This is a genomic window from Anaerovirgula multivorans (genome assembly GCF_900188145.1).
GTDB classification, from domain to species: domain Bacteria; phylum Bacillota; class Clostridia; order Peptostreptococcales; family Natronincolaceae; genus Anaerovirgula; species Anaerovirgula multivorans.
Window position 1 is genome coordinate 60,130 of sequence record NZ_FZOJ01000009.1, and the last position, 20,237, is coordinate 80,366.

A 20,237-nucleotide genomic window follows, 5' to 3' on the forward strand; every position below is an offset into this window, starting at 1 on the left:
AATGAGAACAATTTTACTAGGACCACCAGGTGCTGGTAAAGGCACACAGGCTGCAGTTATTATAAATGAGTTTCATGTGCCGCACATTTCAACTGGGGACATATTCAGATATAATATCAAGCAGGGCACTGAGCTAGGCAAACAAGCGAAAAGCTATATGGACCAAGGACTTTTGGTGCCGGATGAGCTAGTAGTAGCTATAGTAGAAGATCGATTAAAGCAAGAAGATTGTAAAAACGGGTTTTTATTAGATGGATTTCCTCGAACCGTTCCTCAGGCTGAAGCTTTAGACCATGTATTGGAGACTATGGGAGTTTCTTTAGATAAGGTTGTAAATATTGAAGTAGATAAAGATAAACTTGTAAAAAGAGTAGTGGGAAGACGAATCTGTAAAGAATGCGGTGCTACCTTTCATGTAGAATTTAATCCCTCCTCAAAGGGAGAGATTTGTGATCAATGTGGCGGCAAGTTATATCAAAGAGAAGATGATACTGAAGCAACCGTTTCAAAAAGAATAGAAGTATATTTAACAGAAACTCAACCATTAATTCAATACTATCAAGGAAGAGGCATATTAGTTGTGATTGATGGAGAGCAGGATATAGAGGAAGTTTCTAAAAGGATTGTAAAGGTATTAAGGAGAGAATCCTAATGATCTACATTAAATCTCGTCAAGAAATTGAAATTATGCGTAAAGCTGGAAAAATTGTAGGGGAAACTCACGAACTGTTGAGGGAAGCAGTTAAGCCAGGAATAACAACCAAGGAATTAGATGAGCTAGCAGAAGCTTATATAATAAAAAGAGGTGGTATTCCAGCGTTTAAAGGATATGGTGGTTTTCCAGCCAGCATATGTACGTCAATTAATCATGAAGTGGTTCATGGAATTCCTGGATTAAAAAGACTTGAAGATGGCGATATTATTAGTATAGATATTGGTGTTTTCTTCGAAGGATATTGCGGAGATGCTGCCAAAACCCATGGTGTAGGCAAAATTAGTGAGCAGGCTCAGAAGTTAATTGATGTTACCAAACAGAGCTTTTATGAAGGAATAAAGTATGCCTATGAAGGGTATCGACTATCTGACATTTCTCATGCTATTCAAACTTACGTAGAAAAAGAAGAGTTTTCTGTAATAAGAAACTATGTTGGTCATGGTATTGGTACAAAAATGCATGAAGAACCACAAGTGCCGAATTACGGTACCCCAGGAAAGGGACCAAGATTGCAGGCGGGTATGGTTTTAGCTATTGAACCAATGATTAACGTTGGAACCTACGAAGTGAAGGTGTTATCCGATGGTTGGACTGTGATTACACTAGATGGGAAATACTCTGCTCATTATGAACACACCGTCGCCATTACACAAGGAGAACCTGAAATATTAACAATATAGTAATCCAGGTAAATGAGGTGACATTTTGTGGAACAAAGCGATATAAGTATAGGTCAAGTAGTAAAATCTACTCAAGGTAGAGATAAGGAAAAATTCTTTATTGCAGTAGAAATTCTTGATAACGAATATGTCCTAATTGTAGACGGCGACATCAGAAAAATAGATAAACCTAAAAAAAAGAAAATGAAACATCTGGTTAAGCTCAATATTCTATCTGAAGAGGTTAGAGAACGGGTTTTAAGCAGTAAGAAAATGAACAATGCCTTTATAAGAAGAGAGCTTGAAAGGTTAGGTATAAATGCCTAGGTTCAGAATGGAGGTTTGATTGCCGCATGTCCAAACAAGATGTGATTGAAGTAGAAGGTACAGTGAAGGAAGCTTTACCAAATGCTATGTTTATCGTTCAACTTGAAAACGGTCATGAGATTTTAGCGCATATATCAGGTAAGTTAAGGATGCATTTTATTAGAATTTTACCAGGAGATACAGTTACAGTAGAATTATCACCCTATGACTTAACCCGTGGCAGAATAACATGGCGTAAAAAATAGTTTAATATATAGATAAAGTAAATTTTTAGGTGTATTGCTTAAGGAGGAATAACAATGAAGGTTAGACCATCAGTTAAACCAATTTGTGAAAAATGTAAGATTATCAAAAGAAAAGGTAAAGTAATGGTAATCTGCGAAAATCCTAAACACAAACAAAAACAAGGCTAATAATACTAGTATTTTTGCAAGATTTATAGTATAATATAACATTGTGATAATTTATTCTGTAGGGCGGCTGCATCAGTCTTAGATTGATCCCTAAAGAAGAAATTATAATATACTTTGCATACAACAAACTTGACTATAAGTAAAAAGATTGGTTAGTAATAACCATGTAACAAGAGAATTAGGAGGTGTAAATCACTATGGCCAGAATTGCTGGTGTTGACTTACCAAGAGATAAAAGAGTAGAAATTGGCTTAACTTATATATTTGGTATAGGTAGAAAAACATCCAATGACATACTAGCTACTGCTGGTGTTAACCCTGACACTAGAATTAAAGATTTAACCGAGGAAGAAATCAATTCTTTAAGAAAAGCTATTGACGAATCCTATCAGGTTGAAGGGGATTTAAGAAGAGAAATTTCTTTAAATATTAAAAGATTAAAAGAAATTAGATGCTATAGAGGTATTCGTCATATCAAAGGTTTACCTGTTAGAGGACAAAAAACAAAAACAAACGCTCGTACTCGAAAAGGTCCTAAGAAAACCGTTGGTCGTAAGAAGAAAAAAGCGTAGGTAAGGAGGGACGAAAAGAATGGCAAAAATAGCAAAAAGAAAAACTACTCGTACTAAAAGAAGAGAACGTAAAAATATAGAACGTGGTCAAGCCCACATTCAATCAACTTTTAACAACTCTATTATTACTTTAACCGATACACAAGGTAATACAATCTCATGGGCTAGTGCAGGACAGTTAGGCTTTAAAGGTTCAAGAAAATCAACACCTTTTGCTGCACAAATGGCTGCTGAAACTGCAGCAAAAACTGCTATGGAACATGGACTAAAAACAGTAGAAGTATTTGTTAAAGGACCAGGAGCAGGTAGAGAAGCTGCGATCCGTTCATTACAGGCAACAGGTCTTGAAGTTACTATGATTAAAGATGTAACTCCAGTACCTCATAATGGATGCAGACCACCAAAACGTAGAAGAGTATAATATAGAATCAAAGGATTAGGAGGTGCAAAAATGGCAAGATATACAGAGGCCGTATGTAGATTATGTCGTCGTGAAGGTATGAAACTATACCTAAAAGGCGAGAGATGCTATACAGATAAATGTGGTGTTGCAAAAAGAAACTTTGCTCCAGGACAACACGGGCAAAGTAGGAAAAAATTATCCAACTATGGAATGCAATTAAGAGAAAAACAAAAAGCAAAAAGATTTTATGGCGTATTAGAAGCTCAATTTAGAAAATATTTTGAGATAGCAGAAAAGCAATCAGGTATTACAGGCGACAATCTTTTAAGATTGTTGGAAACGAGATTAGATAATGTAATCTATAGATTAGGTTTTGCTACTTCAAGACCAGAAGCAAGACAATTAGTAGTACACGGTCACTTCACCATTAATGGTAGAAAGGTAGATGTTCCTTCTTATATTGTAAAAGTGGGAGATGTTATTGGAGTTGTGGAAACTTCTCAAAATTCTCCTAAATTTAAAGAAGTGAAAGAAACCTTCAAAGGAACTGTACCACAATGGGTAAGTGTTGATGTAGAAAAATTAGAGGGAAAAATTGTTTCACTGCCTTCAAGAGAAGATATAGACCTACCAATAGCAGAAAATCTAATAATTGAGTTATACTCTAGATAATAAATGATTAGAATCAGTTACCCTCAATATAGTAGAGAAGATATTAAAAGGAGGGTTTAATAATGATAGAAATGGAAAAACCTAAAGTAGAAGTTGTTGAATTAAGTGAAGACTTTTCCTACGGCAAGTTTGTAGTAGAACCTCTTGAGAGGGGCTATGGTACAACATTAGGCAATTCCCTAAGAAGAATTATGCTATCTTCCCTGCCAGGAGCAGCGGTAACTTCCATCAAGATTGATGGAGTATTACATGAATTTTCAACTGTTCCTGGAGTAAAGGAAGATGTAACAGAAATTATTTTGAATTTAAAAAGCTTATCTATAAGATTACACGGTGATGACCCTAAAACCATCAGAATTGAGGCGGAGGGTGAAGGGGTTGTTACTGCTGGAGATATTATAGCGGATGCAGATGTAGAAATACTTAACCCAGATCTTCACATTGCAACATTAGATACAGATGGAAAGTTTATGATGGAAATTTATGTATCTAAGGGAAGAGGGTATATTTCTTCAGAAAACAATAAGACTGCTGGAATGCCAATAGGAGTTATTCCTGTTGATTCTATCTTTACACCTGTAAAGAAAGTAAGCTATTCCGTTGGTAATACAAGAGTAGGTCAGATGACAGACTACGACAAGTTGATTATAGAAGTATTTACTGATGGCAGCATTAAGCCAGATGAAGCTATTTCATTAGCTGCTAAAATAATGAATGAACACCTTAACCTATTCATCACATTGACAGAACATGTAAATGACGTTGAAATCATGGTTCATAAAGAAGAAGATAAAAAAGAAAAAATGCTAGAAATGACAATTGAAGAATTAGATCTTTCTGTTAGATCCTATAATTGTCTAAAAAGAGCAGGAATCAATACAGTGCAGGAACTTACCATGAAATCAGAAGAAGATATGATGAAGGTTAGAAATCTAGGGAAGAAATCTCTTGAAGAAGTGCAAAAGAAGCTGGCTGAATTAGGCTTAGGCTTAAAACCTAGTGATGAGTAACTAGTAGTAAGGAGGGATAGTTATGGCTGGATATAGAAAATTAGGACGTGTAAGTGGTCATAGAGATTTGATGCTAAGAAACTTAGTAACAAGCTTAATTAAAAGTGGTCGTATTCAAACCACTGATACAAGAGCTAAAGAGACTAAACGATTAGCAGAAAAGATGATTACCCTAGCTAAAAGAGGAGACTTACACGCTAGACGTCAAGCATTGGCATTTATAACAGATGAAACAGTTGTTACAAATCTATTCACTGATATAGCTGCAAAATACCAAGACAGAGATGGTGGTTATACAAGAATTATCAGAGTGGGACCTAGAAGAGGGGACGCTGCTGAAATGGTGGTTCTTGAATTAGTGTAATATAGGGAAAGGGATTAAGTCTATAAGCTTGATCCCTGTTTTTTATAGTCTAGGAAAGCAACCTTCCCTAGACTATAAAAAACAGGGGTTATAGAGGTTGAAATCTTCTGATGAATTATAATTTTATATATAAAATCATGGCTAATAGCAGTAAAATAAGTTATAATATATTTTGTAATTTAGCAAAATAGAAATATATAGATCTATTTATTTAATATTTATTTCTAAGGGTATCTATATAGATACGTGATTCTGTACTTAAATTTTAATACACACGGGTTACGGCTTCGCCCTTGGCACAAGACTGTAGCCAAGGACTGCAAATATAGTCCTTGGTGTATTAAAATTTATAAACACATATCTATATGATCATAAATTTAATGAGATAAATAATAGTCTATCATAAGAGAATACTGTTGTAAGAAGGAGATTTCTATGAAACCAATGATAGAAGTGGAGCAAGTTGTATTTTTATATAAAAATAATGAAGAGGAAATAACTGCTTTAAATAATGTTAACATACAGGTGAAAAAAGGAGAATTTGTGGTGATTATAGGCCACAACGGTTCAGGTAAATCCACTCTTGCTAAACATATCAATGCTTTATTGCTGCCTACCGAAGGAAGGGTAAAAGTAAAGGGAATGGATACAAAGGATGAAGAACATATTTGGAGCATAAGACAAACAGCTGGTATGGTATTTCAAAACCCTGACAACCAAATAGTGGCTACGATTGTTGAAGAAGACGTAGCCTTTGGCCCCGAAAATCTGGGGGTTGAACCAAAGGAAATTCGTAACAGGGTGGGGGAAGCACTACGGATTGTCGATATGGTAGAATACAGTGAAAAAGCACCTCATTTACTTTCGGGAGGGCAAAAACAGAGAATTGCTATCGCCGGGGTGATTGCAATGCGTCCAGATTGTATTATTTTTGATGAACCGACTGCTATGTTAGATCCTTCAGGAAGAAGAGAAGTAATTAATACGATAAAAAAGCTAAATCGAGAAGAAAAAATCACAATCGTCCATATCACTCACTTTATGGAAGAAGCAGTTGAAGCAGATCGAGTTATTGTTATGGAGGATGGCAAAATTGTTTTAGAGGGTACTCCAAGAGAAGTTTTTTCTCAAGTGGAGCAACTAAAGGGGCTGGGGCTAGATGTTCCTCAAGTTACAGATTTAGCTCACGAGTTACTGAAGGATGGGGTTGAATTACCCAAAGATATACTTACTGTAGATGAGATGGTGATGGAATTATGTCGATTAAAATAGAAAATTTAACCTATATTTATAATCCTAAAAGCCCATTTGAAACCAAGGCATTAGACGATGTTAGTTTAGAGATCAAAGATGGTGAATTTATCGGACTAATAGGTCATACAGGATCGGGAAAATCAACTCTTACTCAGCATCTAAATGGACTAATTAAGCCTACTAGCGGGAAAATAGTCGTTAACAACTTTACTATTACTGATGCTTCTGTAAAACTGGTAGAAGTAAGAAAAAAGGTGGGATTGGTTTTTCAGTATCCAGAACATCAATTATTTGAGGAAACTGTATATAAGGATATAGCTTTTGGCCCCATTAATTTAGGATTGCAGGAGGCAGAAGTCCAAGCAAGAATAAAAGAGGCTATGGATTTAGTCAAGCTTCCCTATGAAACCCTAAAGGACAGGTCTCCTTTTGAGCTTAGTGGAGGTCAACGAAGAAGAGTTGCTATTGCAGGAGTTTTAGCTATGAAACCAGAAGTGTTAGTTTTAGATGAGCCAACAGCAGGATTAGATCCTAGGGCAAGAGATGAAATATTAGAACAGATTAAGTATTTGCATGAAAAATACAAAAACACAATTATACTTGTATCTCATAGCATGGAAGATATAGCAAAGCTTGTTGATAGAATTATTGTAATGCATCGCGGCAAGGTAGCTTTGACAGGTGAACCAGGAGAAATTTTCAAGCAATCAGATGTATTAGAATCTATAGGATTAGGAATTCCTCAAATTACCCACCTTATAAATAAGTTAAAGGATTTAGGGATTCACTTAAGAGAAGATATCTTTACTGTAGAAGAGGCAAAGGAAGAAATATTAAAATGGATAAGAGGTAAGGGAAATGCTTAAAGATATTACAATAGGACAACACTATCCTACAGGTTCAGTTATTCACAAACTAGACCCTAGAACAAAAATTCTAATTACATTTGCACTGATTGTAGGGTTATTTATAATTAATAGATTTGTCGGATATATATTTGTAATTGCATTCATTGCTGCTGCCATTACAATATCTAAGATTCCCTTTAAGTATATGATTAAAGGATTAAAACCCTTATATGTTTTAATTATGATAACTTTTTTAATCAATGTATTCATGACAAGCGGGGAAATTTTATTAAGTATAGGACCCGTGAATGTAACAAGAGAAGGAGTATACCAAGCAGTATTTATGGCAATGCGATTAATTCTTTTGGTCATAGGAACCTCTTTGTTAACCTTGACGACATCTCCTATCATGCTAACAGATGGTATAGAGCATTTATTGAATCCCTTTAAAAAAATTGGTCTTCCAGCCCACGAGTTAGCTATGATGATGACAATAGCTTTGCGTTTTATTCCAACTCTCTTAGAGGAAACTGACAAAATTATGAAGGCACAAATAGCTAGAGGTGCAGATTTTGAAAGTGGAAATATTATCAATCGTGCCAAAAGCTTAGTACCTTTATTGGTTCCCCTGTTTATCAGTGCTTTTAGAAGAGCAGATGAACTGGCAATGGCAATGGAGGCAAGATGCTATCGTGGAGGAGAACATCGTACAAGAATGAAGGCTTTGAAAATGGAGAAACGAGATTTTATTAGCAGTGGAATTACTATGGTATTTATAGGGATATTATTTTACACAAGAGCAATGTAATAGATAGGATTGTGATTTCTATGCGAAACATTATGATTAAAATTGAATATGATGGTACAAACTACAATGGATGGCAGATACAACCTAATGGAATTACTATTCAAGAAAAAATTATGAAAGCTATAAAAAGACTTACGGGAGAAAACATAAATCTACATGGTTCTGGAAGGACAGATGCAAAGGTTCATGCTAGAGAACAGGTGGCAAACTTTTATACAAACTCCAACATTCCAACAAAACGTTTTGCTGTTGCTATTAACCACTTTTTACCACAGGACATCGCTATTATGGAAGCCAATGAGATGCCAATGGAGTTTCATGCAAGATATTGGGCTATAGGCAAGGCCTACTCCTATCAAATTCATAATTTTCCTCAAAGAAGTGCTCTACTAAGAAATTATAGTTATCATATCCCCTATAGTTTAGATATGGAAAAGATAGAAAAGGCTGCAGCAATCTTTATTGGCACTCATGACTTTAAAGGTTTCATGAGTAGTGGCAGTAGCGTAAAGAATACGAATAGAACCATACACGATATAAAAATAGAGAAGGAAAAGGATCGTATATGGATAACCTTTGAAGGTAATGGGTTTTTATATAATATGGTAAGAATCATGGTGGGAACCTTAGTGGAGATAGGCAGCAATAAAAGGGATTTAGCTAAAGCTAGGGAGGCCTTAGAAACTGGGGGAAGAAACAAGGCAGGACATCTTGCACCAGCCCAAGGATTATTTTTAGATAAAGTATTTTACCCCTTGACACGCTAGGGCGGTTGTATTACAATATATGAGTGTGTATATAAATAAGGATCCACTAGCCCCGGGTCTTATGTATATATGAAGAAAGAGATAAATGTTACGGAGATAACAAATAGATTTTTAGCGATTTTGAAGGAGGGAAAACGATGAAATCATACATGGCGAAACCAAATGAATTAAACAACAAATGGTTTGTAGTTGATGCTGAAGGTAAAACTTTAGGTAGATTATCTACAGAAGTTGCTAAGATTTTAATGGGAAAACACAAACCAGAATATACACCTCATGTAGATACAGGAGATTTTGTAATTATCTTAAACGCTGAGAAGGTTGAATTGACAGGTAAGAAATTAGATCAAGCATTCTATACTTACCATACAGGACATCCAGGCGGATTAAAGCAAGTTAGTTTTAGAAGAATGTTAGCTGAAAAACCTGAGAAATTAGTTTATCATGCAGTAAAAGGCATGATTCCAAAAACAAGACTTGGTAGACAAATGCTTAAGAAATTAAAAGTATATGCTGGTGGAGAACACAATCACCAAGCTCAACAACCAGAAATATTAGATATTTAATTTTATCGCGTACGAAAGGAGGAGAAAATTGATGGCAAAAGTAGCGTATTATGGAACTGGTAGAAGAAAAAAGTCAATTGCTAGAGTAAGATTAGTTCCTGGCGAAGGAAATATTACTATAAATAAACGTAACATTGAAGAATATTTAAATTATGAAACTTTGAAAAGAGAAGTTAGACGGCCATTAGAGTTAACAAACACTATGAGCAAATTTGATGTTATTGCAACTGTAAAAGGCGGTGGCTCCACTGGCCAAGCTGGTGCTTTAAGACATGGTATTTCAAGAGCCTTAACAAAAGCAGATGAAGAATTAAGAGGTATCTTGAAAAAAGCTGGGTTCTTAACAAGAGATGCAAGAGCTAAAGAAAGAAAGAAATACGGTTTAAAAGCTGCAAGACGTGCTCCACAATTCTCAAAGAGATAATTATATTCTATCAAAAAGACTGTTCATTTCAAAAATGGACAGTCTTTTTTGTGAGGTAGAATAAAACAAAAACCAGCATTTTCCCGGGAAATAATAGAGAGATGCTGGTATAATCTGTCGAATATCGTGAAAATTAATGATTTAGTTTATTTTCTAATGCTTTAATACTATTCATTAAGGATTCAAAGCTGGCATTTAATTGCTGAAAGTCATCAAAGAGTCTCTTATCCTTTAACCGACTATTGTTGTCATCTACCATTAGCATTTCCACGGCAGACAAGTGTTCCTTAGACTGATCGATATTTTGTTTTAAGGCATTTAATTGTTTAGATATAATTTCCACGTCTTTATAATTTTCCATAAAATTCTCCTTTTCTATTAGTTGTTGATTTCACATTTTATTTTTTCCCTACTTTAGAAATAAAAATACAGTAAAAGAAAATAAAAATTAGCAAATTATTATTGTATATAGTAATTTTATATCATATACATTAAGTATCTACCCTATTTTTTACAGCTATGATTTAGTGAATTGATGAAGCAAGCCAAAATATTGAGTCAATTAGATGGAGAGTAGCTTCATCTAAATCTCACCTATGCGGTGTTAAGAAGCGAACATCTTATAGGCTGACCCGAAGAATAATTAGGATGAAGTAGGAGGAGTTCTTATTGAAGTTAATCATTGTTAAAAGAAAGTGGATACTTATCACACTAGCATTATTGGTTGTAATAACTATTTCTATACCTATCTACAAAAATTATCGCTATAGGGCAGTAGCAACCTTAATGCCTAGTCTAACAAAGGTAATTGTATTAGATCCAGGTCATGGAGGTGTTGATCCTGGAGCGGTGAGCAAGAACGGTGTGAAGGAAAAGGATATAAATTTGGAGATAGCAGAATATTTAAGAGAGTATTTGGAACAGAGCGGTGCTGTTGTCATAATGACTAGGACAGAAGATGTAGGATTATATTCTTCTGGGGGAAGCCTGCGACAAAAGAAAAATGAAGATTTAAGGAGGAGAAAGGAAATAGTACAAAAAAGTGGGGGCGATATTTTCATCACAATACATCTTAACAGTTTTCAGCAAACCCAATATTATGGGGCTCAAACCTTTTATCCTAAAGATAATTCTATAGGAAAACCATTGGCAGAAAAGATTCAAGCGGAATTGGTTAATACTTTAGATAAAAACAATAAGCGGGTTGCTTTAGCTAAGGAGGGTGTTTATGTAATAAAAGGATTAGATATACCCACAGTGCTGGTGGAGTGTGGGTTTTTATCTAATCCTAATGAAGAAAAGCTATTAAAAACCTCGAACTATCAAAAGAAAATAGCTTGGGCTATTTATGTAGGGATACAAAAATACTTTTCTGAAAAACCATAGAATGCTGTGGATAAAAAATGTGGATAATGTGAATAAATCTCGAAAGAGAAAAATGTCACAACTATCTGCAAACCCACAACTGTATATGGTTAGTATAGAAGTGTGGATAAATAAAAATTATAGATGTGGATACCTTTGATTTCTATATAGTTTTGCCTGGTATAATCATATCTATAATCCCGATAACAAGAGCTCCTATAATTGCTCCAAGAAATGTTACTGTCATAGCTGGAACGATAAATTGACTAATATAAATAACAATTGCTGCTACGATAAAGCCTATGATTCCTCTACCAAAAGGGGAAGCATCGATTTTAAAGACTCTCTCTATTAGATAGTTTACAATAGAGATGACTAAAGCAGCAAAAAGAACGCCCCATAAACCCTCAATTCTAAACCCTGGGGTGATAAAAGCTGCTACTGCTATGACAATAGCAGATATAATAAACCTTATAATTAGTTTCCCCCAACTAGGTGAATCCTGGGTACGGTTAGGATTTCTTTCTTCAGACATTTTAATACCTCCATTCATTAATTTTTATAGTGTAATAGGATGCTGATTTAATGGAGCAAAACTAACAAAACCTATTACTACAATGAACAAAAAGATTTTGTTCTTAATATATCTTCTGCAATAAAACTAGGTTTTATTCATATGCAATTTTTCATATAGGAGACTGTAGATTGAAGGGAGAAAAAAATGAAATATAGAAAAAAAATATTTTTTTTAATTATTCATAAGAAAGTGTTGCTATATCTGCTTATTTGCTCTTTAATAAGTGTATTATTATTTATTGGAATAAGGTTTCAAATGAAAAAAAATATTTCTGTAATTGGGGGATCCGCCACCGCTATAGACAAGTTGTTTTCAAAAGAGCCCGTGGAGGTAAAAGGAAGAATAGCCATAATTATTGACGATTTTGGCAACGCTGGCAATGGCACCAAAGAAATGACAGAAATTAATCGGCCTTTAACTTGTGCTGTAATACCATTTTTGCCTTATTCAAAACAGGATGCAGAATTAGCCCACAATGGAGGGCATGAGGTGATCATCCACATACCTATGGAGCCCCATATAGGAAACCCTAAATGGCTAGGCGAAAAAGGAATTACCACTAGGTTATCTTTAGAACAGATACAAGAAATTGTAAGGGAAGCTATTGAGGAAGTCCCCTATGCTGTTGGCGTAAATAATCATATGGGGTCAAAAGCGACTGAAGATAAAAGGATTATAGCAGCTGTGGTAACAGTCCTAAAGGAAAGGAGCATGTATATTGTGGATAGTAAAACCAGTATGTATTCAGTAATAAGAGAGGTTGCAGAAGAACATGAAGTACCAATTTTAGAAAGAGCGATTTTTTTAGATAATGAAAAGAATATCCCAGCAATAAAGAAACAGCTAAAGCTTTTGGGTGAAGTAGCACTGAAGGAAGGTTCAGCTATAGCAATAGGCCATGTAGGGCCAGAAGGAGGAAAAATTACAGTAATAGCTATAAAAGAAATGATACCAGTCCTAGAAAAGATGGGGATAAAGATTGTGCCCGTTTCACAGTTAATTAATCATAAATAACAAAAAGTCCTTCTATATCATGGCGTATCATGAAAAGAAGGATTTTTTACTGAATTAGCAGACTTAAATAATATTTTTATTGATCCAATTTTTCTTGAACTTCTGTTAGATTTTTATAATATAGATTACCATATATTACATAAAAATACAAAAACATGTAGGAATTATAGAAAATAAGCCGAATATAGTATTAAAATGATTATTTAATTAATAAAAAGAAGTGATAATGGAGGAAAATGGAATGAGCTATGAAAGCAAGACTAGGGAAGAGTTAATCGCTGAGTTAGAGGAACTGAAACAAACAGTTAAAAATCCCAAGGTTATGGATACCTATAGTAAGAAAGGAAGAATTGACGAAACTCTCCCAACGTTGTACAAACTGTTATTTGACAAACTTCCAGATGCCATTCTTCTTATTGAGGAAAAAATCATCATAGATTGTAATGATACAGCTGTCAATATGTTAGGATATCATACCAAGAAGGAATTAACTGGAATAAAAGTTGATAAGCTATTAGTTTTAAAGCAGTGGGAAAAGGGAGGTTTATTTGACAAGAAAGGAGAAACCGTTAAAGAAATATTAGAGACAGGGATTAGCAACTTTGAAGGCTTTTACTGTAGAAAAAACGGAGAAACTTTTCTTGCGGAAATAGAATTAAGATTATTACCAATTGAACACAGAAAAATTATTAGTGTTTCTTTAAGGAATATAACAGAAGAAAGAAAAAAAGAGTTAAACTTTCAGGATAACCTTCATATGTATCGCAGCTTCTTTCAAAAAAATCATGCAATTATGCTATTGATTGACCCTAGGACTGCAAATATAGTGGATGCCAATCCTGCAGCCTGTAGCTTTTATGGGTACAGTAAAGAAGAAATTACTAGAATGAAGGTAACGGATATTAGTGTTACATCTCATCAAGGGATATTAAATAGATTAAACAATACCCTACTACATAAGGGAAAGCATTATTTTTTTAAGGATCGATTATCTAACGGAGAACTTCGGGATGTCGAGGTATATAGTGGTATTATTACAATAAATAAAAAAGAGTATCTATATGAGATTATTTTTGATATTACAGAAAAAAACAAGGTAATAAGAGATTTAATAGAAAGTGAGGCAAAATTCAAGGCGGTATTTAATAATGCCAGTGATTTGATTTTCTTGAATGAGCTTACATCCGATAGAATAGCTGGACCCTATGTTGAAGTCAATGATGTCGCATGTAAGAAACTCGGATATAGTAGGGAAGAATTATTAAAAATGGATCCCAATCAAACTGATGCACCAGAAAAACGAAAAAAAATTCCACAAATAGCAAAACAAGCATTAGAAAAGGGAACAATTACCTTTGAAACAACAGCTATAAGTAAGGATAGAAAAAAAATACCATTAGAAATTAATTCTCATCATTTTAGTCTATTTAATAAAGAATATTGTTTATCAATTGCACGTGATATTTCAGAAAGAAAAATGTTAGAGAAAAAGAATCAAAAACTTTTAACCTTTTTGCCTGATGCTGTATTTATTATTCATAATAATAAAATTCAGTTTAGTAATTTAGCAGCAGTAAAACTATTAGGTGCCAATAGTAATAAAGAATTAATAGATAAAAATATTAATGATTTTTTCCATCCAGATGATTATAGGAACTTAGCAGAAGCCATTAAGAAAACCTATCATCAAAACCAAGCTATTCCTTTGACAGAAGCAAAATTTATAAGACAAGATGGAAGCATAGCTTTTGTAGAGGTAACTGGTACTAGGCTTTTATTTAATCAACAGGTCAATCCTATTATTGTGGTGAGGGACATAACTGAACGCAAGGAAGCACAACGACTATTAGATGAAACAATTGCTTATGATAAATTAAAAACCGAATTTTTTGCTAATATATCTCATGAGATTAGGACGCCTATCAACGTTATTTTTGGTACTGTACAATTATTGGAGCTTTCCTTAAACAAAGATTTATCTAAGGAATATCTAAACAATGTAAATAAACATATAAAAAGAATGAAACAAAATTGTTATAGGCTACTAAGGCTGGTAAATAATATTATTGATATAACCAAGATAGATTCTGGATTTTTACAGATACAGCTACAAAATCATGACATTGTACATATTATTAATAACATAGCAATATCTGTTGCTGAGTATGCTAAGGCAAAGAATATACAACTCACTTTTACATCAGCTATTCCCTCGAAAATAATTGCCTGTGATCCTGATAAGATAGAAAGAATTATGTTGAACCTACTTTCAAACGCAATAAAATTTATGAAACCTAATGGGGAAATCAAGGTAAGCATTTATGAAAAGGAAAATAGGGTTGTTATATCCGTAAAAGATACTGGAATAGGCATACCCAGAAACAAAATAGATACAATTTTTGATAGATTTATTCAAGTAGATAAATCGCTTACTAGAAATCATGAGGGAAGCGGAATAGGACTTTCTCTTGTAAAGTCTCTTGTAGAAATGCAAGGAGGTAACATAAGTGTAAAAAGCCAGCTAGGAAAGGGTAGTAAATTCATCGTTGAATTACCAATAAGAACATTATCCAATGAAGAAAATAAAGACATACTACCGGATTTTCATGATTTTAAAATAGATCGAATGAACATTGAATTCTCAGATATATATTCTAATAATTAGTGAAGACATGATTATAATCACAAAACTCCGTGACCTATATCACGGTAGATGAGAACCTTCTGTTATATACTAATACTTGTGAAAAACAACTTGAAGGGAGAATCATCATGTTTGGATTATTTAAAAATAATAAAGAAGAAGAAATAAAGATAGGAAAGGAAAACAATCCAATGTTTTGCTATCAATGTGAGCAAACACCAGAGGGAGGATGTACAAAGTTTGGTGTTTGTGGTAAAAATCCTGACATAGCAAGCTTACAAGATATTATTATCTTCGGTTTAAAGGGAGTTGCTGCCTATGCAACCCATGCTAGAGAGCTAGGAATGGTAGATCCCAAAGTAGATGCTATTGCTCATGAAGCTTTATATACTACATTAACTAACTCTAATTTTAATTTAAATGAACATATTAGCATGGCCATGAAGGTGGGACAAGCTACAGTAAAGGTTATGGATTTATTAGATAGAGCGCACACTTCTAGACTAGGTGTACCACAGCCTGTAAAGGTATCTCAGGATAAAGTAGAGGGGCATGCAATATTAGTAACAGGTCACAATTTATATGCATTGGAAGAATTATTAAAACAAACAGAGGGTAAAGGAATCAATGTATATACCCATTCAGAAATGCTACCAGCCCATGGTTATCCAGAGCTAAAAAAATATTCTCATCTAAAAGGGAATGTGGGTAAAGCATGGTATGACCAAAGAAAACTGTTTGAAGAATTTCCAGGTGCTATTTTAGGAACAACTAACTGTCTAATGCCAATCAAAGGAAGCTATTCCGATAGATTTTGGACCTATGGAACCTGTGGTTTAGAGGGAACAGAAAAGATTGTAAATGATGACTTTACCGCAATTATTGAAAAAGCGTTATCCTTACCAAAGGCTAATATAAAATCAGATAAAGTGTTAACAACAGGCTTCCATCACAACACAGTACTATCTATTGCACCAGAAATCATCGATGCAGTAAAATCAGGAAAAATTAAAAGATTCTTTGTGATTGCTGGTTGTGACGCACCTACTAAAGGTAGGGATTACTATAGGGAATTAGCTGATACATTACCAAAAGAGTGTATTATTTTAACTACCTCTTGTGGTAAGTTCAGATTTAATGATATAGATTTTGGAACTGTACCTGGAACGGAAATACCAAGATATATTGATCTAGGACAATGTAATAACTCCGGTTCAGCAGTAAAAATTGCTATAGCACTAGCTGAAGCTTTTGATTGCACAGTCAATGACTTGCCATTAACTATTGTATTATCATGGTTTGAACAAAAAGCTGTAGCGATCTTATTAGGATTATTTAGCTTAGGTGTAAAGAACATCTATATTGGACCAAGTGCTCCTGCCTTTGTAACACCAGGGGTATTAAAGGTACTGCAAGACACATTTAATCTACAGTTAATTAGTGGTGATGCAAAAACGGATTTACAAAAAATGCTATAATTTCTAAAAAATGTTTACTATTAAAAACGTCTATTATCTTGATTATCAAGGTAATAGACGTTTTTTCTATCTTTTTACCAAATTTGGTTATTAGCAATTAAGAATTTTGATATAATGATACAGTGTAAGTAAAACAACGAAATGTTTTTTAGTGAAGGAGGAATATATAAATGAGTGATTTTGAAGCAAAAGAAATAAAGCCCGTATCCTTTAAAGAAAGGGTTGAAGAGATAGACATTATAAGAGGATTTGCACTGTTTGGTGTACTTTTAGTAAATATGGCGATGTTTAATACAACACTTTTTTCGAAATTTGCTTCTGCTGCGCCATTATCTAATCCATTACAGCTTCAGACTTTTCCTGATAAACTGGCAGCTCTGTTTATTCAAATTCTTGGGGAAGGAAAGTTTTACACGATTTTTTCTATGTTGTTTGGCCTAGGATTCTATATTTTTATGGAAAAAGCCGAAGAAAAAGAGATTTCTCCAAATCGATTATTTATGCGAAGAAGTTTCTTTCTCCTGTTATTTGGAATTTTGCATTTCAATCTAGTTTGGTATGGAGACATATTGCATGTCTATGGCTTGATTGGTTTCCTATTAATGGCTTTTAGAAAGTGTAGTCTGAAAACCATCAGGATATGGATTGTTATTTTATTGATACTTTCCACACTACTTTATTCAGGGTTTGTCTTTCTAAATAGTCTTATAGAAGCATCTTTTACGCCAGAAACTCTAGAAGCTCAGTATAATGTTGTGAATGCTCTCATGAAGGAATCTATAGAAGTATATAAAAATGGTAGCTATATTGATATTATAAGATATAGATTTTATAACGAATTTAGTTTGGTACTTATGAACTTAGTAGTTCTGATACCTAAAATTTTAGGGATGTTTTTGATTGGTTTATATGCAGGGAAAAAAGGGATTTTTAAAGATATAGAAGGGAATCTACATATTATAGAAAAAGTGTGGAGAAGAGGGGGGATTATTGGTATTTTATCTACAATAGCTTATATACTTCTTCAATGGTATATTATTTCTATTAATCCTTTACTGCGAGAGGCTGCTGTTACGATATTTAAAGAAATCGCCACTGTGTTTTTGTCCTTATTCTATGCTACTAGTCTATTATTGCTGCTAAGAAAACCAAGCTTTAGAAATAAATTAGCACCTCTTAGATATATGGGGCAGATGGCCTTAACCAATTACTTAGTACAATGTATTTCGTGTTCTATTCTATTTTATGGCTATGGATTGGACCTGTTAAATGAAGTGGGATTGGCTACAGGTGTAATTTTTACAATCCTTATCTATGGAGCACAGTTAATTCTCAGCAAAAAGTGGTTACGAAGATTTAGGTATGGTCCCTTTGAATGGATATGGAGAAAGCTAACATACAAAGGTCTATTATAAGTAAATGAAATTCTCCTTTTTATCAAATTAGCCTAATATATTTTTTTTGAATTGGATAAAATACTGTTGATGTCATAAGTATACGAGGAGGGTAATAATGAAAAACATTGCTACTAAAGAATTGAACTATCTAAAGGATTTTCTATCATGGGAATTGCTAAGCGCAAAGAAATCCTATGAATATGCTCAACAGGAAACAGATCAGCATAGAAAACAAATATTTCTTGATACAGCGAGTATACATCAGCAGAACTATATGAACCTTTTAAACTATGCTAATCAAGTGAATACAGGACAAAGCAATATGAACTGGATGAACAATAACCAAGGGGGTCAGATGAACTAATGAATACAGAACAAACTATTACTTCAAAAGCTGGCGTTCAAAAGATTGGCAAGACTGTTTCAAATGAACTACCCCAAGTGAAGGACCCTAGTATCAACATAAGAGACAAATTAAATGATATATTACTAATGGAAAAACACAACCTTGTGAGCTATCAAATAGGAATCAATGAAATGATTAATGATGATTTAAGACAAATCGTAATCAATAATAGAGACCAGTTACAGCAAATCCATACAAGATACTTCAATGAAATGTTTAATTTAGGAGAATATCAAGCCAATGTTGCAGTGAATGCTGAGGTCGCTGATTTAGTTGAAATTTTTACAGGTTATCAAACTCAATTTCCCTTACAACAATAGACAATAAGATTACAAAAAGCATTTCCTTTAGGGGGTGCTTTTTTCTTAGAGGATTTTAAATAGATATTGAAGGACAAGAGAAATCCCTATAGAATTATATTAAGTAAAAAGACAGACTATAAATTAGTAAATATGAATAAAATTTTTAAAAAGGAATATGAGTTCAATATAAACGATAAAAAAAGGAGGAAAAGAGATGGAATATATATATATTGCTATTGCAATAGCTGCTTTATTTCTTGGAGTGAAATGGCATGCCAATGTTTCTGCCTACATATGTTGTAAATGCAATCATAAATTCACCATATCCACCTTTACAGATTTTATCAGTCCTCATAAAATTAATTCCAAGTACTTAACATGCCCTGATTGTGGGACGAAGGGATGGATGAAGGTTATTAGAAAGTAAAATAAATAAGAGCATAAAATTCTAAAAACTATTCAAGAGGGGGAAACTGTAGAGATGGAATTATCAAAGATTACAAGGTTGGTTTCACAATTTATTAATGATAGTGACTTTAATAAGGTACCTGAAATAGGAATAAATAGAATCTATGATCAGCCATTAATAGCTGTAGCGTCAGCCAATGATAAGTTATTTGCCCAACTAAAAAATCCAGATATTATAGATAAAAACCATAAAAACCCTAAAGAATGGCTTGAAGATGCAGAATCAATTATCTCATATTTTCTTCCTTTTTCTGCAGAAATACGCCAAGCCAATAAAGGAGATGGATTACCAGCTATAGAATGGCTTTATGGCCGGATTGAAGGTGAAGAATGCAACAAAAAGCTGAGAGAATTTATTGTTGAGGAGATATCTAGACAGGGTGGAAAAGCTGTGGCACCAGCATTAAGCTTAGATTTTAAAGTAAAACATAATAAAAGTAACTGGTCTGAGAGACACGTAGCGTTTATAGCTGGGTTAGGGACATTTGGGTTGAGCAAATCCTTGATTACCGAAAAAGGCTGTGCTGGTCGTTATGGTAGTGTGATAACAAATATTGAACTTCAGACTACGATTAGACAGTATGAAGACTTATATGACTATTGTATCATGTGTGGAGCATGTATTTCTCGTTGTCCCGTGAAGGCAATTCATGAAAAAGGTAAGGATGATAAAGTTTGTCAACAATTTATTGATGAAGAAATCTATACTAAATATGCGCCACGATACGGTTGTGGAAAATGTCAGACCGCTTTACCTTGCGAGGATGTTAATCCAAACAAGTAA

General features: G+C 33.8%; 27 protein-coding genes. 25 read left to right on the forward strand and 2 right to left on the reverse strand.

What is annotated here, in order from left to right:
* Position 1: 1 nt before the first annotated feature.
* The 16 genes from CHB72_RS11065 to rpsI all read left to right on the forward strand — a co-directional run bounded on the left by CHB72_RS11065 (position 2) and on the right by rpsI (position 9,802).
* Complete coding sequence (locus CHB72_RS11065) at positions 2-652, forward strand: adenylate kinase (protein WP_089282935.1); 651 nt, start codon at positions 2-4, stop codon at positions 650-652.
* Positions 652-1,395: a type I methionyl aminopeptidase gene (map, locus tag CHB72_RS11070; RefSeq protein WP_089282936.1), complete on the forward strand. Its 744-nt coding sequence runs from the start codon at positions 652-654 to the stop codon at positions 1,393-1,395. Before CHB72_RS11065 ends, map begins: the two co-directional genes overlap by 1 nt.
* Positions 1,396-1,422: 27 nt before the next feature.
* Positions 1,423-1,701, forward strand: coding sequence for a KOW domain-containing RNA-binding protein (locus CHB72_RS11075; RefSeq protein WP_089282937.1), 279 nt, complete (start codon positions 1,423-1,425; stop codon positions 1,699-1,701).
* A gap of 26 nt (positions 1,702-1,727) precedes the next feature.
* On the forward strand, positions 1,728-1,946 hold the full coding sequence (gene infA, locus CHB72_RS11080; RefSeq protein WP_089282938.1) for a translation initiation factor IF-1: 219 nt from the start codon (positions 1,728-1,730) through the stop codon (positions 1,944-1,946).
* Positions 1,947-2,000: 54 nt separating this feature from the next.
* Positions 2,001-2,114, forward strand: a complete 114-nt coding sequence (rpmJ, locus tag CHB72_RS11085; protein ID WP_008516283.1) for a 50S ribosomal protein L36 — start codon at positions 2,001-2,003, stop codon at positions 2,112-2,114.
* Positions 2,115-2,311: 197 nt separating this feature from the next.
* Complete coding sequence (rpsM, locus tag CHB72_RS11090) at positions 2,312-2,686, forward strand: 30S ribosomal protein S13 (protein WP_089282939.1); 375 nt, start codon at positions 2,312-2,314, stop codon at positions 2,684-2,686.
* A 19-nt stretch (positions 2,687-2,705) separates the two neighbouring features.
* Positions 2,706-3,107 (forward strand): 30S ribosomal protein S11, encoded by a 402-nt coding sequence (rpsK, locus tag CHB72_RS11095; protein ID WP_089282940.1) that lies wholly within the window; start codon positions 2,706-2,708, stop codon positions 3,105-3,107.
* A gap of 30 nt (positions 3,108-3,137) precedes the next feature.
* The gene (rpsD, locus tag CHB72_RS11100) at positions 3,138-3,761 is read left to right on the forward strand and encodes a 30S ribosomal protein S4 (protein ID WP_089282941.1); all 624 of its coding nucleotides are present in this window, start codon (positions 3,138-3,140) and stop codon (positions 3,759-3,761) included.
* Positions 3,762-3,823: 62 nt separating this feature from the next.
* Positions 3,824-4,771 (forward strand): DNA-directed RNA polymerase subunit alpha, encoded by a 948-nt coding sequence (locus tag CHB72_RS11105; protein ID WP_089282942.1) that lies wholly within the window; start codon positions 3,824-3,826, stop codon positions 4,769-4,771.
* Between the two features lie 22 nt (positions 4,772-4,793).
* A complete protein-coding gene (rplQ, locus tag CHB72_RS11110; protein WP_089282943.1) occupies positions 4,794-5,135 on the forward strand; it encodes a 50S ribosomal protein L17 in 342 nt (113 codons plus the stop codon).
* A 435-nt stretch (positions 5,136-5,570) separates the two neighbouring features.
* On the forward strand, positions 5,571-6,407 hold the full coding sequence (locus tag CHB72_RS11115) for an energy-coupling factor transporter ATPase (RefSeq protein ID WP_089282944.1): 837 nt from the start codon (positions 5,571-5,573) through the stop codon (positions 6,405-6,407).
* Positions 6,392-7,255: an energy-coupling factor transporter ATPase gene (locus tag CHB72_RS11120; RefSeq protein WP_089282945.1), complete on the forward strand. Its 864-nt coding sequence runs from the start codon at positions 6,392-6,394 to the stop codon at positions 7,253-7,255. The genes CHB72_RS11115 and CHB72_RS11120 overlap by 16 nt, the downstream gene beginning before the upstream one ends.
* Entirely contained in the window at positions 7,248-8,045 is a 798-nt protein-coding gene (locus CHB72_RS11125; RefSeq protein ID WP_089282946.1) for an energy-coupling factor transporter transmembrane component T family protein, read from the forward strand. Before CHB72_RS11120 ends, CHB72_RS11125 begins: the two co-directional genes overlap by 8 nt.
* 20 nt (positions 8,046-8,065) lie before the next feature.
* Entirely contained in the window at positions 8,066-8,812 is a 747-nt protein-coding gene (gene truA, locus CHB72_RS11130; protein ID WP_089282947.1) for a tRNA pseudouridine(38-40) synthase TruA, read from the forward strand.
* Between the two features lie 137 nt (positions 8,813-8,949).
* The gene (gene rplM, locus CHB72_RS11135; RefSeq protein ID WP_089282948.1) at positions 8,950-9,378 is read left to right on the forward strand and encodes a 50S ribosomal protein L13; all 429 of its coding nucleotides are present in this window, start codon (positions 8,950-8,952) and stop codon (positions 9,376-9,378) included.
* A gap of 31 nt (positions 9,379-9,409) precedes the next feature.
* A complete protein-coding gene (gene rpsI / locus CHB72_RS11140) occupies positions 9,410-9,802 on the forward strand; it encodes a 30S ribosomal protein S9 (protein ID WP_089282949.1) in 393 nt (130 codons plus the stop codon).
* 133 nt (positions 9,803-9,935) lie between these two features.
* Here the strand turns inward: rpsI and CHB72_RS11145 are convergent, their stop codons facing one another.
* The gene (locus CHB72_RS11145; protein ID WP_089282950.1) at positions 9,936-10,163 is read right to left on the reverse strand and encodes a hypothetical protein; all 228 of its coding nucleotides are present in this window, start codon (positions 10,161-10,163) and stop codon (positions 9,936-9,938) included.
* A gap of 308 nt (positions 10,164-10,471) precedes the next feature.
* On the opposite strand from CHB72_RS11145, the gene cwlD reads away from it, so the two are divergent.
* Positions 10,472-11,188 (forward strand): N-acetylmuramoyl-L-alanine amidase CwlD, encoded by a 717-nt coding sequence (gene cwlD, locus CHB72_RS11150; RefSeq protein ID WP_089282951.1) that lies wholly within the window; start codon positions 10,472-10,474, stop codon positions 11,186-11,188.
* Between the two features lie 142 nt (positions 11,189-11,330).
* Here the strand turns inward: cwlD and CHB72_RS11155 are convergent, their stop codons facing one another.
* Positions 11,331-11,702: a phage holin family protein gene (locus CHB72_RS11155; RefSeq protein WP_089282952.1), complete on the reverse strand. Its 372-nt coding sequence runs from the start codon at positions 11,700-11,702 to the stop codon at positions 11,331-11,333.
* A 297-nt stretch (positions 11,703-11,999) separates the two neighbouring features.
* On the opposite strand from CHB72_RS11155, the gene CHB72_RS11160 reads away from it, so the two are divergent.
* The 8 genes from CHB72_RS11160 to CHB72_RS11195 all read left to right on the forward strand — a co-directional run bounded on the left by CHB72_RS11160 (position 12,000) and on the right by CHB72_RS11195 (position 20,237).
* Positions 12,000-12,758 (forward strand): divergent polysaccharide deacetylase family protein, encoded by a 759-nt coding sequence (locus CHB72_RS11160; RefSeq protein WP_242975102.1) that lies wholly within the window; start codon positions 12,000-12,002, stop codon positions 12,756-12,758.
* Between the two features lie 241 nt (positions 12,759-12,999).
* Positions 13,000-15,423: a PAS domain-containing sensor histidine kinase gene (locus CHB72_RS11165; RefSeq protein ID WP_176431321.1), complete on the forward strand. Its 2,424-nt coding sequence runs from the start codon at positions 13,000-13,002 to the stop codon at positions 15,421-15,423.
* Positions 15,424-15,530: 107 nt separating this feature from the next.
* On the forward strand, positions 15,531-16,880 hold the full coding sequence (gene hcp / locus CHB72_RS11170) for a hydroxylamine reductase (RefSeq protein ID WP_089282955.1): 1,350 nt from the start codon (positions 15,531-15,533) through the stop codon (positions 16,878-16,880).
* 170 nt (positions 16,881-17,050) lie between these two features.
* Positions 17,051-18,295 (forward strand): DUF418 domain-containing protein, encoded by a 1,245-nt coding sequence (locus CHB72_RS11175; RefSeq protein WP_089282956.1) that lies wholly within the window; start codon positions 17,051-17,053, stop codon positions 18,293-18,295.
* A 97-nt stretch (positions 18,296-18,392) separates the two neighbouring features.
* Positions 18,393-18,641 carry a hypothetical protein gene (locus CHB72_RS11180; RefSeq protein WP_176431322.1) on the forward strand — a complete coding sequence of 83 codons (249 nt, stop codon included), beginning with the start codon at positions 18,393-18,395 and terminating at the stop codon, positions 18,639-18,641.
* Positions 18,641-19,003 (forward strand): spore coat protein, encoded by a 363-nt coding sequence (locus CHB72_RS11185; RefSeq protein ID WP_089282957.1) that lies wholly within the window; start codon positions 18,641-18,643, stop codon positions 19,001-19,003. Before CHB72_RS11180 ends, CHB72_RS11185 begins: the two co-directional genes overlap by 1 nt.
* Before the next feature lie 196 nt (positions 19,004-19,199).
* Positions 19,200-19,412, forward strand: a complete 213-nt coding sequence (locus CHB72_RS11190; protein WP_089282958.1) for a hypothetical protein — start codon at positions 19,200-19,202, stop codon at positions 19,410-19,412.
* Positions 19,413-19,466: 54 nt separating this feature from the next.
* Positions 19,467-20,237: a 4Fe-4S binding protein gene (locus CHB72_RS11195; RefSeq protein ID WP_089282959.1), complete on the forward strand. Its 771-nt coding sequence runs from the start codon at positions 19,467-19,469 to the stop codon at positions 20,235-20,237.

Bases quoted from the DNA above. Each gene is read 5' to 3' on its own strand.
- CHB72_RS11160 (WP_242975102.1), top strand. From the start codon at position 12,000: ATGAAAAAAAATATTTCTGTAATTGGGGGATCCGCCACCGCTATAGAC.
- truA (WP_089282947.1), top strand. From the start codon at position 8,066: ATGCGAAACATTATGATTAAAATTGAATATGATGGTACAAACTACAAT.
- rpsK (WP_089282940.1), top strand. From the start codon at position 2,706: ATGGCAAAAATAGCAAAAAGAAAAACTACTCGTACTAAAAGAAGAGAA.
- hcp (WP_089282955.1), top strand. From the start codon at position 15,531: ATGTTTGGATTATTTAAAAATAATAAAGAAGAAGAAATAAAGATAGGA.
- rpmJ (WP_008516283.1), top strand. From the start codon at position 2,001: ATGAAGGTTAGACCATCAGTTAAACCAATTTGTGAAAAATGTAAGATT.
- CHB72_RS11185 (WP_089282957.1), top strand. From the start codon at position 18,641: ATGAATACAGAACAAACTATTACTTCAAAAGCTGGCGTTCAAAAGATT.
- CHB72_RS11180 (WP_176431322.1), top strand. From the start codon at position 18,393: ATGAAAAACATTGCTACTAAAGAATTGAACTATCTAAAGGATTTTCTA.
- CHB72_RS11115 (WP_089282944.1), top strand. From the start codon at position 5,571: ATGAAACCAATGATAGAAGTGGAGCAAGTTGTATTTTTATATAAAAAT.
- rplQ (WP_089282943.1), top strand. From the start codon at position 4,794: ATGGCTGGATATAGAAAATTAGGACGTGTAAGTGGTCATAGAGATTTG.
- rpsD (WP_089282941.1), top strand. From the start codon at position 3,138: ATGGCAAGATATACAGAGGCCGTATGTAGATTATGTCGTCGTGAAGGT.
- CHB72_RS11195 (WP_089282959.1), top strand. From the start codon at position 19,467: ATGGAATTATCAAAGATTACAAGGTTGGTTTCACAATTTATTAATGAT.
- infA (WP_089282938.1), top strand. From the start codon at position 1,728: ATGTCCAAACAAGATGTGATTGAAGTAGAAGGTACAGTGAAGGAAGCT.
- CHB72_RS11125 (WP_089282946.1), top strand. From the start codon at position 7,248: ATGCTTAAAGATATTACAATAGGACAACACTATCCTACAGGTTCAGTT.
- CHB72_RS11175 (WP_089282956.1), top strand. From the start codon at position 17,051: ATGAGTGATTTTGAAGCAAAAGAAATAAAGCCCGTATCCTTTAAAGAA.
- CHB72_RS11065 (WP_089282935.1), top strand. From the start codon at position 2: ATGAGAACAATTTTACTAGGACCACCAGGTGCTGGTAAAGGCACACAG.
- CHB72_RS11120 (WP_089282945.1), top strand. From the start codon at position 6,392: ATGTCGATTAAAATAGAAAATTTAACCTATATTTATAATCCTAAAAGC.
- rpsI (WP_089282949.1), top strand. From the start codon at position 9,410: ATGGCAAAAGTAGCGTATTATGGAACTGGTAGAAGAAAAAAGTCAATT.
- rpsM (WP_089282939.1), top strand. From the start codon at position 2,312: ATGGCCAGAATTGCTGGTGTTGACTTACCAAGAGATAAAAGAGTAGAA.
- CHB72_RS11190 (WP_089282958.1), top strand. From the start codon at position 19,200: ATGGAATATATATATATTGCTATTGCAATAGCTGCTTTATTTCTTGGA.
- CHB72_RS11155 (WP_089282952.1), bottom strand. From the start codon at position 11,702: ATGTCTGAAGAAAGAAATCCTAACCGTACCCAGGATTCACCTAGTTGG.
- CHB72_RS11105 (WP_089282942.1), top strand. From the start codon at position 3,824: ATGATAGAAATGGAAAAACCTAAAGTAGAAGTTGTTGAATTAAGTGAA.
- rplM (WP_089282948.1), top strand. From the start codon at position 8,950: ATGAAATCATACATGGCGAAACCAAATGAATTAAACAACAAATGGTTT.
- CHB72_RS11145 (WP_089282950.1), bottom strand. From the start codon at position 10,163: ATGGAAAATTATAAAGACGTGGAAATTATATCTAAACAATTAAATGCC.
- CHB72_RS11165 (WP_176431321.1), top strand. From the start codon at position 13,000: ATGAGCTATGAAAGCAAGACTAGGGAAGAGTTAATCGCTGAGTTAGAG.
- map (WP_089282936.1), top strand. From the start codon at position 652: ATGATCTACATTAAATCTCGTCAAGAAATTGAAATTATGCGTAAAGCT.